This window comes from Nitrosomonas supralitoralis (assembly GCF_003011925.2).
GTDB lineage: Bacteria > Pseudomonadota > Gammaproteobacteria > Burkholderiales > Nitrosomonadaceae > Nitrosomonas > Nitrosomonas supralitoralis.
In genome coordinates this window covers 1-13,990 of the sequence record NZ_PXXU01000027.1, presented here as the reverse complement: position 1 = coordinate 13,990, position 13,990 = coordinate 1, and the positions used below count along the sequence as shown (strand labels likewise).

The following is a 13,990-nucleotide window of genomic DNA, read 5'->3' as shown; positions in this document are numbered from 1 at the left end:
AAGGATCAGAAAACATAGATTCGCTTAGATAAACATTATGCATTCGGCACATCGCATAAAACTCCATCTATTAGTTGCTGGATACGCTGTGCGCGATTAGCCAAACTTGTGTCATGTGTAACTATGATCAGACTGGCATTAATCTTACGATTCAACTCCAGCATCAAATCAAATACATGCTCAGCCGTTTTCCGGTCAAGATTTCCTGTCGGCTCATCAGCCAGAATGCAGGCAGGTTGTGTAACCAAGGCACGCGCAACAGCTGCGCGCTGGCGCTCGCCGCCAGATAATTCGCCCGGGGTATGTGTTAAGCGATGGCTCAAACCAACCAGCCGTAACATTTCGGCTGCGCGATCATAGGCCTCTCGATTCGGCAAACGGCGAATCAGCAGCGGCATGGCTACATTCTCCAATGCGCTGAATTCCATCAGTAAATGATGAAATTGATATATAAAACCAAGCGAACCGTTGCGTAACCGGCAACGTTCTTCTTCGGTGATATGGGCGATATCTTGCCCGAGAATCCGAATGCTCCCGCTAGTCGGTGCATCCAACCCGCCAAGCACATGCAGTAAAGTGCTTTTGCCCGAACCTGACGCGCCGACAATCGCCAGCATTTCTCCTTTGACCAGATCCAGATTAATACCCTTTAATACCGGAACGGCTAATTCTCCTTGCGAAAACTGCTTGATCAGATTACGGCAGGAAAGAACCACATCATTCATAGCGCAATGCCTCCGCCGGGTTCACTTTGGATGCACGATAGCTGGGGTAAATCGTTGCCAGCAAACTGAGAACAAAGGAAGTTACGGCAACGGTTGTGATATCCGTCATCTGCGGATCGGTTGGGATCTTACTGATGTAGTAAATCTCCCGCGAAAGGAATTGAATATTAAACAAACCTTCAATAAATGCTACCACTTCCCCTACATTATAAGCTAACAGCATACCGCCGGCTACGCCGAGGATAGTGCCAAAGACCCCAATAAACGTTCCTTGGACGATGAATATCTTCATAATACTGCGTGGGCTTGCGCCGAGTGTGCGTAAAATTGCGATGTCAGATTCTTTGTCAGTCACAGCCATTACCAGTGTGGAAACAATATTGAATGCTGCAACTGCAATAATTAGGGCCAGAATTAAGGACAGCATGCGTTTTTCGATTTGAATCGCACGAAAATAGTTAGCGTGCTGTCTGGTCCAGTCGCTGATATAACTGTCAATCGTCAACATTGCAGGCAACTCTTGCACCACTTTGGGCGCTTGAAACAAATCCTTCAGTTTCAAGCGTACACCCGAAACATCGTCGTTCTCCATACGATACAATTTTTGTGCGTCAAACATATGAATTAGAACCAATCCGGAATCATATTCAAAATGTCCTACTTCGAAGATTCCAACGACAGTAAATTGTTTCAAACGCGGTAGAATGCCTGCAGGTGTAACTTGTCCTTGGGGTGAGATCAGAACAATTTTATCACCGAGGAAGGTACCCATCGCACGAGCCAATTCCATACCGATCACGATACCAAATTCTCCTGGTACCAGATGATTTAAATCGCCACTTATCATTGTTTTCGAGAAATCGGCCACTTGATCTTCCATTGCAGGCAAGATGCCGCGCACCAGGACGCCCTGTACAACTTGATTGTGTGACAGCATACCTTGCGCACTGACATAGGGTGCGGCGGCTTCTACCGCTGGATGCTTGGCTGCTTCTTCTGCTGTTTGCTGCCAATGGCTCAAATTACCGTGAATGCTACCAATCTGAACGTGCGAGGCAACACCCAAAATTCGAGTACGCACTTCTTTTTGGAAACCGTTCATCACTGACATCACAGTAATTAATGCTGTCATCCCAAGTGTTATGCCCATTAGGGAGATTAAAGATATAAACGAAATGAAATGATTGCGTTTTTTGGCACGCGTATAGCGCAAACCAATGAAAAGTTCATAGGGAGACACAAATGATAATACCTGTAATAAGTTTGACTATGAAGTTTGCCACATTTACAAGCAGCTTAACAAAATAATCTGAAATTGTGATTAGGATCTATTGCTGCAAGAGTTTCCGTCAAAAGCTGCCACGCGCCTCGTTGACCATTTCAGTTAGCTTTGCAATGTCCAGCACATGCAAATTATGACCTTGGCGCAATATCAATTTACTTCTGATCAATATATTCAGTTCGCGCGAAACGGCTTCACGGTGTGTGCTAACCAGATTGGCGATTTCAGTTTGGGTGGGTGCCGGAGAAATAACCGCGGCATTTGCGGATATCATGTGATTCCTCGCCAAGCGTAACAATTCTACCTGAATACGATTACGTACCGCTAGCGTACTATAATCATAAACACGCTCGGTCAGGCGTCGCACCTGCCCGGTTAGGCGTTTTAGAATGATTTCCGCGAGTTGACGATTGCTATAAACCAGATTCTGGAATTCCGGTGCAGTCATTGATGCCAGCAATACACTACTCTTGGCAATTGCAGTAGCCGAACGGGGATGGCCATCTATTGCTGTCAATTCACCAAACATTTCACCCGTTGGCAAATCGCACAAGATAACTTCCTGCCCCGATAAGCTGTGAAACATTACTCGAATTTCACCCTGTACAATAAAAAATGCGCTGTTGGTCTGATCGTGATAACGCACAATTTCATTTCCCGCTTCATAGCGGTGCCAGTGACAAACAGCTGCAATTATTTCAATATCTCGCGGCGAAAGAGATTGAAATCCTTTAATCACAGACAGCATGGCGATTGCACGGTCAGTCGAGATGTTTCGTGTGGTCATTTCTTGCTGTCTTTCAAAATAGTCTTGGTTGACAGTATCCGATCATTCTCTAAGATTCTACCTCTTCATGTAAAGGTAATGATATATCAGATTTAGATTGATGCGCGCGTTTGCAAAGAGGCGATTAAGCCACCGGATCGGAATAATTTCGGGTTATTACCTACTTCTTGCTGATATTGTCGTTGAGATGCTCGATTTTTACTTTATCTACCCCATGCAAGCCAATTTTCTTTGCTGCACCATGTGATAGATCAATGACTCTGCCTTTCTTAAAAGGTCCTCTATCATTAACTAGTACATCAACATGACGACCGTTCTTCAGATTAGTAACTCTGACTCTAGATGGCAGGGGCAGTGTTTTGTGAGCAGCAGTCAGACCATGCGGAACAAAGCGTGTTCCCATTGCCGTGCGATTGCCCGATTCTGTACCATACCAGGATGCATGGCCAACTTCTCGATATCCAACTGCTGATCGCATCGGATAATAGGTGATTCCGCGTACTTTATATGGCTTGTTGTACGGCGCAGCAAGATTGGGCGCACGCTGAATAGAAACCCCTGAGGGGCGCGACGGATGACCGGAGAACATTGAAGCGCAACCGCTGATCAAGACAGCGATCAACATCATCATACTAACTTGCTTGCAATAAACTGTCGGTTGCATAGCGTTTTTAAAACACAGCTTAATTTTATATTTGCATCTGCATCTGAGGATAATCGGATCTGCCTGCAAAGATCAATTGTCGCATATGTTAATTAATTGACAATACCTGAATCTGTTGTAACCCGCATCATATTATCACGGGATTTTAATGTTTTGATTATAGACAAAGGAATATTGTAAGCGATATGAGAGCATTCTACTACTATAGGATCAAATAGATGGATTATTGATCACTGATATTCAATGCAAACTGGGATTCACCCTTGGAACGGCGACTTTATGGCTAGACACATTGAGGTATGCTGATCGAAATGGATATTTAGAAGTCACGCTTGCATTGAGCCCTAGTCAGATTACTGCAATGACTGCTGTTCATGTTGCTCGCGATCATCTATGTTTGCTGGCAAAAATATAAATGAAAAAATGACAATACTTGTGAAAATAAATCATTGAGGATTGTCATTGGCATCGAGTTTCGATATCGATAACTTGGCAAGCACCTAATTTCTAAAAGATATAACGCATATTGATACCACCTCCCCAACCAGGACTGCGATCGGAAAAACCTCTTATCCCGTAGGCATTCAGTCTGAAACTATTTGTAATTCGCTGCGAAAGATATAAAGTGAGGTCTCTACTGTCTTCCAAGCGCACAGGCGATTGTCCCATTGTGTAATTTGTCCCTATAGCGATACTGGGGGACAATTGATATCCAGCACCTGCGGCACCATAGAGCACATTATGAAAAATAATCCCTGACGGGTTGCCCAATATTCTGTAGCCGAAAGTTGCGCTTAGTGTGAACTTGGAAACTGTTTTAAACAAATCACCTTGAATAGCATAATCGACTTGACCACTTCCCATATTCTGCTTAGCACTGGCAGTCGGTATTTTTATACGGGTTGTAATATCAAAGGCAATGCCTGTAGGCGCATGATCAATCAAATTATAACTGAATGCGGCTACGATATCCCCCAACCCAGATTTGGTTGTACTGCTCAGCGATGACCCACCCAATGGAATGCCGCCTGTAAAACCAGCAGCGCTAGTTTTACTCAATCTCAATGAATTTATCACATCGCTTAAGCTGTCAGCGCCAGTTCCGCCACCGCCACTCCCGCTGTTGTCATCACCGCCGCCACTTCCGCTGTTGTTGCCACCACCACCGCCACTTCCGCTGTTGTCACCGCCACCACCACCGCTACTTCCGCTGTTGTCACCACCACCGCTCCCGCTGTTGTCACCACCGCCACCACCGCTCCCGCTGTTGTCGCCACCGCCACCACCGCTCCCGCTGTTGTCGCCACCGCCACCACCGCTCCCGCTGTTGTCGCCACCGCCACCACCACCACTCCCTCTGTTGTCACCGCCGCCGCCACTTCCCCTTCCGCCTTCTGAACCTGAATTACTTCCTTCGCGTCCTGGATTAACACCTGAGCAATTTTGCGTATTTTCATCGCAAACAACTATGACGCTAGAACTCCCTGGACTACCGCCACCAAAACCTCCTCCGACAATGGGGCCTCCACCGTCAACAATACCTCCAATCCCCGGACCGAGTACATTGCCTGGTCCGGTGATATTGAGATAAGGAACAATCACCCTGAAAGATGCTCGACCATTGTCGTAGCGAGCTGTGAAAGGTACATACCAGATATCCGTTGAACTAGTCCCGCCGTATTTGCCTGTGGTGAAATCAGTTGTGGTACTGAAGCTTAATCTATTGGCAAGGACATCGGGAGAATTGATGACAAGCGTTAGCAGCAACAGCGCTAAGCTTTTTTGTTTGAAAGAAAAAAATGGATACATGAGAGCCTTTTTTGTATTAACTAAATTCAGCGCAATCATCTGATTCAATTGTGCGAATTAATAAATTACGGCTCATGTCCTTTTTAGTTAATGCTGATTCCCTGTGCGGACACATCTTGTTTTATGTTCGGAGCTCACGGATTATTCTTCTTTTTCCTTATGTAGGATAAATTTTACAGCTGGGCAATAAATTATTGCCATACTTAGTTTTTTTGATTTCTAAAAATTTGAGAAGCTAATGGCGAATTCTATCTGGAACATCAATGTGTCGTATGCCTTCTCTATGGTCACCAGCGCGATCTGGAATATCAATATCCCGTATGCTTTCTCTATGGTCGCCGATCCGATCCCTCGAGTCAAAATCTAATCCGTCCGGTCTTTCGTGCCTGTCTATGATTAAGTGCTTGTCATAACGTTCCGCATGATCACGCAGTCTGTCTGAGTGATCAGTATCACGCACACCATCTTTATGATCACTTGCCCTGTCCCGCACATCTGAGACGGAATCTCTCGGATTCTCAAGCCTTATAAGCTTATTATCTGATGCATTCGTATCGCGCATATCGGATGATTTTTCTATATGATCCCGTCCTGCAGAGCCAGAATGATCAATTCTTCTCTCGCCTCCAATAAGGGGCGAATGCTCGGTACGTGAATCCTTGCCGGGCGACTGATTATTGCCTGGGTCACGGTCACGTCCTCTATTTAAATCGCTAGGATTCTGCTTGATGCCGTCATGGCCACTGCCGTGACCATGACTATTCTTACCATTCTGGGAAGGTTTGACTTCCGATTCATTGTTCGTATTATTTCTACCTTTGCCGCTGTTATCAATAAAAGCCCTATCGTTTCCTTCCTGTATCTGAATGGGCAGTATGTTTCTCACTTCAATGCGTTCGGAAGTAATCCGCTGATCTGCACCAAGCTTTCCACTGATCAGCACACGTTGATCCAACTTGAGATCATCTTTCGCAGTTCCCGTTAAATGCGTATTAGGTTCAATGGTAATTATCCGGTTACTTACGTTTAATTCTTTACCACCCAGGGCATGGATATACCCCTCGATCACAAGATGTTCTACATTGCCAATACTCCGAAGCATTGGTTCAACCTGTATTTGCTGTGCGTGTAGATGGGTGCCATCCCATTGTCCCCTAACCTCAATTTCCATACCTTGAGAAATATCCGTTGGCAATGATTTAGCATCATGTTGAACGCGCGTGCCATTAACGACAAAACCTTGTCGATCAATTTGGGTAACCTGACCATTTATTTGGGCTTGTGCATGCAACGGCGTAGTTTCAATTCGCGATGCTACAATCGTACCATTGGATAGCCTGTGACCACTGACTTGCACCCAATCGCCTTCTTTCATGTTTGAAACATAGTTCTGATCGGTAGATGTTCCAATATGCACAGTCTGGTCTAATACACGCATTTCTCCGGTTTCAGAATTAAAACTACTGATCGGCCCAATAGCTGCATGCACTACCGCAATGTTTCGAGCCATAAGTTCGTGACCAGTGTCCTGCGCACGTGCCGCAATTACCTGACCTACTGTAAGATCACGTACTGTAGCAGGTCTGCCGTCAATGAAAACGGGAGTGTTGCTATCATAGTGAACCTCGATGCCATTGACACAAATACTCGCAAATCCGGTGATGATACCGATAATTCCCGTTCCACCGAGGCCCCCATCGTGAGCGACATATCCAGTTCCTCCAATGCCGCCTTCCGGAGCACCAGTACCACCCATTCCTCCATCGACCACACCTGTGCCACCCATACCTGATTCAGCTAATGGCGCACCAGTTCCACCAATGCCGCCTTTTGAAATGCCGGTACCACCCATTCCTCCATCGTGCACGCCTGTGCCACCGATTCCAGATTGAGGTTGTAGTAAAGGATTGATCAGCGAAGCTCTGACATCGCAATTGTTTTTAGCGAGCAGGCTGGCAGAATAGAGAAACATCAGAGCGATAACACCCAATATGTAAGCACCGTAACGGCATAGGGCGACCAATGAATTTTTTGTCATTTCGCTTAAAAAATATCTTGAATGGTTAGTTGTGTGTCAAATCGTTATCTTTCTTTGGCAATTCCTCCAATTCTGCCGGTTCACTGTAAAAATAAATACCGAATGTCATACGATAACGCGACTCGCTTCCAGATGCATCATTTTTTTCATATTCCATCGCATCTTTATTTATGGCAAGCAATGACTCCATCCCAAGATGTTTAGATTTCTCGGCCAACTTCTGCACCGAGTCAAAGGTCAATTCATCATAAGAAACACTTCGTTCAATGAAAGGCTGCTTTTCTCCTAATAAATTGTTAGTTGCAGCGGCGGCATGATCATGTAAGTTGTGGCCAAAGTAATATACTTTCTCATCAAAACCGTTTGCCGGAACAAATGCCGAAGTATTAAGGCATACTCGTTTCTGATCATCAAAATGCGCCACGCCTAGTCTCAGCCACTCATCCAATACAACCCGCGAGCGAATATCACAACTCACATTAGCAACGAGTTTTTCAAAAGAAATTTCACCGCCTTCTTTGATAAATCTAGGTAACGGTTTAGGTTGATTGTTTTCATCTAGATAGCGTGTGTCACTGGTCCAAAGACTCACCAGTCGAGCGCCCAGCGAAATTGCTTGCGGAATTGTTTCGGCATCGGAATGATTTTCATGTCGCAATCTCTTGATATCTTTACGATGAACACCTGTCAGTAGACTTAAGTGGCTGTCTGTCGAAGATTTTCCATCAATCTTAAAATCTTTATCTGCAATCTCGACAAATAACTCCTTCAGTAATTCCAACAAAGAAGGATAAGTAATTCCATTAGCAAGCATTAACTTGATTATTGGGCGAAGTACGCGCCGGAGTGCAGTGATGAGCACGGGCGGGAGCGTTGAATTAGGTGTTTGAATACTGGGCATAAAGCCTATCCACGAATAAATTAGTCAGAAAGTTAATGAATACAAGCCATTGTAGCATATCGTGGGAAATAATCACACAATATATTGACATGGGAAAAAATCCCACGTATAGTTGGTTTTGTGCGAGGATAATTCACACGTGCATTAGGAGGCTTACTGATGGTGCATCAATCCAAATTAAGGAGAAATATCATGAAAAGACTCTCAATTATCACTATTCTAATGTTTAGCATGGGGTCTGCATTTACGTCTTTCTCTGCGGAAAAAACAGCTGAAGACTATCTTGAATCCTCGAATAAAATGAACCATCAGCTCGACCAGATTCGGTATGACCGCAGTATCAATGATTCTAACAGAACTGCGCATTCAGAAAACAATAAGGATGCTGCTTCAATCACCGCTCGCGTTGGGCAAAATGCCGATGATCGCGAAGTCAGGCGAATCTGAAATTATTATGAAAAATGACCGTGCACAAGGAGGCCGCAACGTTAAATAATGTAAAGCAGTAAAATTCAATGACGCCCGCCAAAGGCCAAACTGAGTGAAAAAATAATATAAAAAACCATTATTGTTAATTGCTCCGAGGAGAATATTCGATGTTTACGAAAACTTTTTTAAAGCACGCAGTACAATTGGGGATTTGTTCCACTGTGCTGCTGATGTTATCAGTAGGCAGTGTCTCTGCACGTGATAACGAAATCAAATTTGAACTTACGGATAACCCCGGACGATGGTTTGACACCGGAACGTCTGTTGCAGGGAATCGCTCAATTGCCATTGCTACACCCGGCGTGCGGGTTAAGTTTTCCGGTAATTCCAATACGGTGCATACCCGAACCAGTTTAATTTTCCCAACCGGTGCCGCCAACATGCCCTTCAATACGGAGCCCAGAAAAGGCGGAGATGATGTAATACTGACAACACCGGGTTTGTATGTTTTTACCTGCAGTATCCATCCCTACATGTTTGGCGCAGTGATTGTTGATGATCCTAAAACCAGCGGACTGGATCTGGGCACATCAATCAGCCTGATCAACGGAATCACCGTTCCAACCAGCAGCGATCTGGCGACACGACTCTTACGCACTTTCTTTATTGCTACCAACCCTGCTAACTGGCAGAACTATGCAAGTAATCAGCCATGGCATATTACCTATCCGGATGTTGATGTGCGCGTAGATATCGGTGTTGTCAATCTGCCAGCAGTTCTTAATGCACGTTATGGCAATGACATTCCATTAGTCGCACTTGAAAACCCTAAAACCTCTGCTGTCGGTGAAATATGGGTTGCCACGCAATTTGAAAACACTCAGAGTAAAGAAAAACCGGGTACGATATCAGCGATAGATGGTTCTTCCTGGCAGGTGACCCGGAAAGTAGCATTACCTTCCATTGAGATGAACAATCCACACAATATGTGGACCGATAAAGATCAGACTGTAATTTACGCTACCCAATGGTTTGACAGTAAACTGACTGTATTTGATCGTTTAACGGGTGCGCTGATACGCAATGTATCCGTGGGTGAATCACCTGCACATGTGATGACACTGACTGACTCTGATCGTCTTCACGTTACGAATAATGGAGACACGCGGACTGATTCTGTAATGGAATTAGCGCCCTTGGCAGACGGAGTGTTGCGAAGAGTGGATATTGGACGCGGCAACCCGCACGCACACTGGATGAGCCATGACGGCAAAACCATGGTAACACCCAATGTCTTTTCGGGTGATTCCACACAGTACAATTTTCATACCAATGCGATTGAGGCCATTGTCCCAGTGGGCAGTCCTTTCGGCCACCCTATAGCAACGGGCATGATGCCGGATGCCACCAAATATTACGCGGCTAACTTTCTCGATAGCACTCTCGCGGTTGTGAATATGGATACCCACACGGTAACCAAACACATCAACCTGATTGAAAATTATGATCCGGTTGCAGGAACCATTACCGGTCCTGTGGGCGCGCTACCAATCCAAACCCCGGTGTCCCCGGATGGTAAGAATATGGTCACTGCCAATACGCTCACCGGGACGATAACCATTGTCAATACAATCACGGATGAGTTGGTAGCGATGCTACCATGCGATCCCGGTTGTCACGGGGTGCAATACGGTGCGAAACAAGGTGGTGGTTATTACGCGTATGTATCCAGCAAATTTTCTAACAGATTGTTGATCGTGGATCCTGATCCAAACAATGATGGCGATCCATCCGATGCAAAAATTGCGGGTACAGTAGGATTGTTTTCTGCGAGCACAACTCAGCACGATGACACCGTATCAGCTAATCCAGGCATGGGTGGGCAAGGCATACTGCCGATTCCGCTAGTGTATAACGGTTGGGTTCAGAATCTGCCGGCTTCTTGGTCGAGCCAGCTCACTGCAGCACAATTGAATCCAATTAAATAGGCTACGACGGATTTTTCAGGTCTGTAAATAGTCTTATTAAATGCAGGCATAATTTCTGTAACCAAATGTAGCATTAATTTCATTGATGATATGAGGAGAAATAAAATGAGCTCAGGACATAACAATTCAAATGACGATTCACCAAGCAGTGGAAACCACAAAGGCTTTCAATTTACAATAAATGAAAGTAATGAGGTAGTCGAAGTATTTGAAATTAAAGATGGTGTACCCGAACTAAAACCCATCGATGATGACGGCACGGAGACCTATGTAGTCAACGATAATGGCGAGGTGGTCAGAACCGAACATAAACTTGGCCTTGGCTCAGAAATCACTGTTTACGCAGATGCAGATGGTGATGGTACCTATTTTAGAATTTCAGAACAATGGACTCCTGATTCACCGGGAGCCGGTCCGTTTAAGTTTGAAGACAGACTCGTCTATGCTCCAACTGACGGTGACGACCATATTGGAGTACGTGGTGGTGAAGATTGCCATGGCGGGCAGGGCGCGGATGATTTCGTGATCCGCGAAGCTGCGCATTTACGCATTGCAGACTTTAATTCAGGCGAACATGACTTCATTATATTTGATACCGGTCTGGGCCTTATTTCAAAAGAACATTTGCAAGGCTTCGTCACGGATATCCATCGTAGTGATGATGGTCAAGATTTCATAGTGGATTTTGGTTCTACCGCATCAGTCACGCTGGTTGGCGTCGCGTCTGATCAAATCAGCTGGGATGATGTCAGTGTAATGAGTTAAGTGATTTGCTAGCTCGAGTATATCGATAAGCTCATGAAGAACAAGGAAATTTGATTTCGTTCTGATTGAGCTTATCAAACCGAGAACATATTCAAGTTATTCAATGCCTATTTAGCGCCGGCCCAAAGAAACAACAGCCCGACAGGTTTCCTGCCTGTACTCTGGGAAGAAACCCCTAAACCCTCACAGTTTATGCCGCCACGATTGGAGCAGGGCTCTTCCATCACTTTTTCTGGCTTCGAATACATTGTTCCGTTCTCGCCAATCAACAATATTTTGCTGACTGTTATGTTAATTTATTGATTTTCTGTCGCATTCCCCGAGTTCTTTCATGAATGCACGTCAATTAAACGACAAGGGAATATATATGAACTACTCATTCAAGAGAAACTGCGTTTTTAAACTTATTATTTGCGCATGTTTAACTGGTACGGCCGTATCACAGGCGTATGCCTAGGATGCAGCAGCTCAACGCATTAAACAGTTGAAACACACACTACAAGAAATTCAGAATGGATTGAACAGGATTAAAACGGAGTCGGCCCGGACGCAAGAAATGCAATTTGAATTGAATAGAGTAAGGGTAGAATCGGCTGGAACCACGCAGAAAATTGAACAGATTGAGGAAGCCAGAGCCACCAGAGAAAAGGCTAGAGAAGAGGGCATGAGTAATAAAATATCATGTTGTTTTTTCGCGGCAGCTATGGCAGAAGTGATGAGCATCGTAATGGCGTATCAATCGAAAGACGTGTCGCACCGATTGGCGCACAGAAACAAGCATGCCGGCCTGCTTGGTATACCGGCGCAGGGTTTGATTTTCAATTGACCAAAGATACCTGGGGTTGTATACCCGAAACCGAAATCCATGCGGAGCTGATGTTTGAATATCTGCAGATATGGCCATGGCGTTCAGGGTAATGTGCTGGCAAATGCATCTACGTAAATGGCGGGCGACGCTAACAATCCTCAGGGTGTGACAGAGTTATTAATCAATTCACCCTGAACGCATCGCCTAAGATTAAATTCAAGCATTTTGCGGCCTATAAAATAAGACCTTGGATTATTCCTGTCGGTTTAGCAATACATGTCATCAGTCCGCCCTCTGAGTCCATTACCTATATTGACCCTTGGCTCTCTGGATGGTGCAAAATATGGCCGCATGACGGTGGGAGATTATGTCGGCATAGGTTTCTAATCCTGAACAAACTATTTAAATCGTATAGTATGAATCTCGCGAGCTTACCTCCGAGTTAAAATTCGTTTACTTGCGACCGGATTCTATCTCCTCTATTTTATGAAACTTTGGACGATAGAGAGCTAATGATGGCACTCATTAAACTAAGCAGTTAGTTATGAGTGTCATTTCTTGCTTACTACTCTTTACAACACGATATCAGTTGCAACGAGTGTTGGCACTCCCAGTAATGAAATCTGGAAATCTGCAGCCAGACCTGCATTCACGTTAGCTTCCAACAAACCCGTTGCGGGAACGTAACGCACCTGACCGGCGCTGCTGAATGCTGTTGCACCGATAAAGACAAAGGCATTATTACCACCCACAGTTCTATTGGCATCAATCGCGCTGAGATCAATGGTGTCTACGCCACTCACAAAATCCATAATCGTATCGCGCGATCCGCCATTGGAGTGAAAGACTGGTGCTTGATACAGGAAGGTGTCGTTTCCGCCGCCACCGGTTAAGGTATCTTTTGCCCCACCACCGATCAAGGTATCGTTGCCAAGACCGCCACTGAGCGTGTCAGGACCACCGTTTCCTGTTAATGTATTGTCTCCATCATTACCAGTGACGATATTGCGCCTATTATTACCTGTGCCATTAATATCGTCCGAGCCGGTCAGAGTGAGATGCTCAAGATTCGATGTCAGACCCAGCGTAAAGGTCACGCTGCTGCGAACCGTGTCAGCACCCTGAGCTGATAATTCGATAATTGTATCGGTCACGCTGTCAACAATATAAATATCGCTACCCATACCCCCAACCAATGTATCGTTACCGCCCTGACCGTCGAGCGTATCTTTACCACTCAGTCCGGTCAGGGTATTGTCTCCATCGTTGCCGATAAGCGTATTGGATCGGTTATTGCCGATACCGTCGATTGCGTTGGTTCCGGTCAGGGTCAGGCGTTCCACATTAATTGAAGAACTGAGCGAGAATGTCACTGAACTCTGAACTGTATCGATGCCTTGACCTGCCTGTTCTGTAACGGTATCGGAGACCGAATCTACAATATACAGATCATTACCTCTGCCACCCACCATTGTATCGTTACCGCCCTGCCCATCGAGCGTATCGTTCCCGTTCAGCCCGGTCAGCGTATTGTCTTCATCGTTGCCGATGAGCGTATTGAGTCGGTTATTGCCGGTACCGTCGATTGCGTTGGCTCCGGTCAGGGTCAGGCGCTCCACATTAATTGAAGAACTGAGCGAGAATGTCACTGAACTCTGAACTGTATCGATGCCTTGACTGGCCTGTTCTGTAACGGTATCGGAGACCGAATCTACAATATACAGATCATTGCCTCTGCCACCCACCATTGTGTCGTTACCGCCCTGACCGTCCAGGGTATCGTTACCGTTCAAC

At 45.4% G+C, this 13,990-nt stretch carries 12 protein-coding genes; 4 read left to right on the top strand and 8 right to left on the bottom strand.

The genetic code is table 11. The annotated features are described in order from the left end of the window. Nucleotides 1-35: 35 nt before the first annotated feature. The 7 genes from lolD to C7H79_RS09780 all read right to left on the bottom strand — a co-directional run bounded on the left by lolD (nucleotide 36) and on the right by C7H79_RS09780 (nucleotide 8,206). Nucleotides 36-725 carry a lipoprotein-releasing ABC transporter ATP-binding protein LolD gene (gene lolD, locus C7H79_RS09815; protein ID WP_106707102.1) on the bottom strand — a complete coding sequence of 230 codons (690 nt, stop codon included), beginning with the start codon at nucleotides 723-725 and terminating at the stop codon, nucleotides 36-38. Next, nucleotides 718-1,965, bottom strand: coding sequence for a lipoprotein-releasing ABC transporter permease subunit (locus tag C7H79_RS09810; protein WP_106707101.1), 1,248 nt, complete (start codon nucleotides 1,963-1,965; stop codon nucleotides 718-720). The genes lolD and C7H79_RS09810 overlap by 8 nt, the downstream gene beginning before the upstream one ends. Nucleotides 1,966-2,074: 109 nt before the next feature. After that, nucleotides 2,075-2,794, bottom strand: a complete 720-nt coding sequence (locus tag C7H79_RS09805) for a Crp/Fnr family transcriptional regulator (protein ID WP_106707100.1) — start codon at nucleotides 2,792-2,794, stop codon at nucleotides 2,075-2,077. A 160-nt stretch (nucleotides 2,795-2,954) separates the two neighbouring features. Beyond that, the gene (locus tag C7H79_RS09800) at nucleotides 2,955-3,425 is read right to left on the bottom strand and encodes a septal ring lytic transglycosylase RlpA family protein (RefSeq protein ID WP_242447232.1); all 471 of its coding nucleotides are present in this window, start codon (nucleotides 3,423-3,425) and stop codon (nucleotides 2,955-2,957) included. 540 nt (nucleotides 3,426-3,965) lie between these two features. Next, complete coding sequence (locus tag C7H79_RS17950) at nucleotides 3,966-5,267, bottom strand: hypothetical protein (RefSeq protein WP_172592405.1); 1,302 nt, start codon at nucleotides 5,265-5,267, stop codon at nucleotides 3,966-3,968. A gap of 235 nt (nucleotides 5,268-5,502) precedes the next feature. Continuing rightward, on the bottom strand, nucleotides 5,503-7,305 hold the full coding sequence (locus tag C7H79_RS09785; RefSeq protein WP_106707097.1) for a DUF5666 domain-containing protein: 1,803 nt from the start codon (nucleotides 7,303-7,305) through the stop codon (nucleotides 5,503-5,505). Between the two features lie 25 nt (nucleotides 7,306-7,330). Next, nucleotides 7,331-8,206: a DUF6502 family protein gene (locus C7H79_RS09780; RefSeq protein WP_106707096.1), complete on the bottom strand. Its 876-nt coding sequence runs from the start codon at nucleotides 8,204-8,206 to the stop codon at nucleotides 7,331-7,333. Between the two features lie 192 nt (nucleotides 8,207-8,398). Here C7H79_RS09780 and C7H79_RS09775 point away from each other — a divergent pair, with 192 nt between their 5' ends. The 4 genes from C7H79_RS09775 (at nucleotide 8,399) to C7H79_RS18870 (ending at nucleotide 12,306) form a co-directional block, all read left to right on the top strand. After that, nucleotides 8,399-8,653 (top strand): hypothetical protein, encoded by a 255-nt coding sequence (locus C7H79_RS09775; RefSeq protein WP_106707095.1) that lies wholly within the window; start codon nucleotides 8,399-8,401, stop codon nucleotides 8,651-8,653. 149 nt (nucleotides 8,654-8,802) lie between these two features. Further along, nucleotides 8,803-10,623 (top strand): beta-propeller fold lactonase family protein, encoded by a 1,821-nt coding sequence (locus C7H79_RS09770; RefSeq protein ID WP_106707094.1) that lies wholly within the window; start codon nucleotides 8,803-8,805, stop codon nucleotides 10,621-10,623. Nucleotides 10,624-10,728: 105 nt separating this feature from the next. Continuing rightward, a complete protein-coding gene (locus C7H79_RS09765; RefSeq protein ID WP_106707093.1) occupies nucleotides 10,729-11,388 on the top strand; it encodes a hypothetical protein in 660 nt (219 codons plus the stop codon). Between the two features lie 681 nt (nucleotides 11,389-12,069). Continuing rightward, complete coding sequence (locus tag C7H79_RS18870; protein WP_242447231.1) at nucleotides 12,070-12,306, top strand: hypothetical protein; 237 nt, start codon at nucleotides 12,070-12,072, stop codon at nucleotides 12,304-12,306. Nucleotides 12,307-12,768: 462 nt separating this feature from the next. On the opposite strand, the gene C7H79_RS09755 is transcribed toward C7H79_RS18870, so the two are convergent. Beyond that, a partial coding sequence (locus C7H79_RS09755) for a calcium-binding protein (RefSeq protein WP_147383580.1) occupies nucleotides 12,769-13,990 on the bottom strand: 1,222 nt, incomplete at its 5' end.

Coding starts and splice junctions, on each gene's coding strand:
- lolD (WP_106707102.1), bottom strand. CDS start 725: ATGAATGATGTGGTTCTTTCCTGCCGTAATCTGATCAAGCAGTTTTCG.
- C7H79_RS09805 (WP_106707100.1), bottom strand. CDS start 2,794: ATGACCACACGAAACATCTCGACTGACCGTGCAATCGCCATGCTGTCT.
- C7H79_RS09800 (WP_242447232.1), bottom strand. CDS start 3,425: ATGATGATGTTGATCGCTGTCTTGATCAGCGGTTGCGCTTCAATGTTC.
- C7H79_RS17950 (WP_172592405.1), bottom strand. CDS start 5,267: ATGTATCCATTTTTTTCTTTCAAACAAAAAAGCTTAGCGCTGTTGCTG.
- C7H79_RS09785 (WP_106707097.1), bottom strand. CDS start 7,305: ATGACAAAAAATTCATTGGTCGCCCTATGCCGTTACGGTGCTTACATA.
- C7H79_RS09780 (WP_106707096.1), bottom strand. CDS start 8,206: ATGCCCAGTATTCAAACACCTAATTCAACGCTCCCGCCCGTGCTCATC.
- C7H79_RS09775 (WP_106707095.1), top strand. CDS start 8,399: ATGAAAAGACTCTCAATTATCACTATTCTAATGTTTAGCATGGGGTCT.
- C7H79_RS09770 (WP_106707094.1), top strand. CDS start 8,803: ATGTTTACGAAAACTTTTTTAAAGCACGCAGTACAATTGGGGATTTGT.
- C7H79_RS09765 (WP_106707093.1), top strand. CDS start 10,729: ATGAGCTCAGGACATAACAATTCAAATGACGATTCACCAAGCAGTGGA.
- C7H79_RS18870 (WP_242447231.1), top strand. CDS start 12,070: ATGTTGTTTTTTCGCGGCAGCTATGGCAGAAGTGATGAGCATCGTAAT.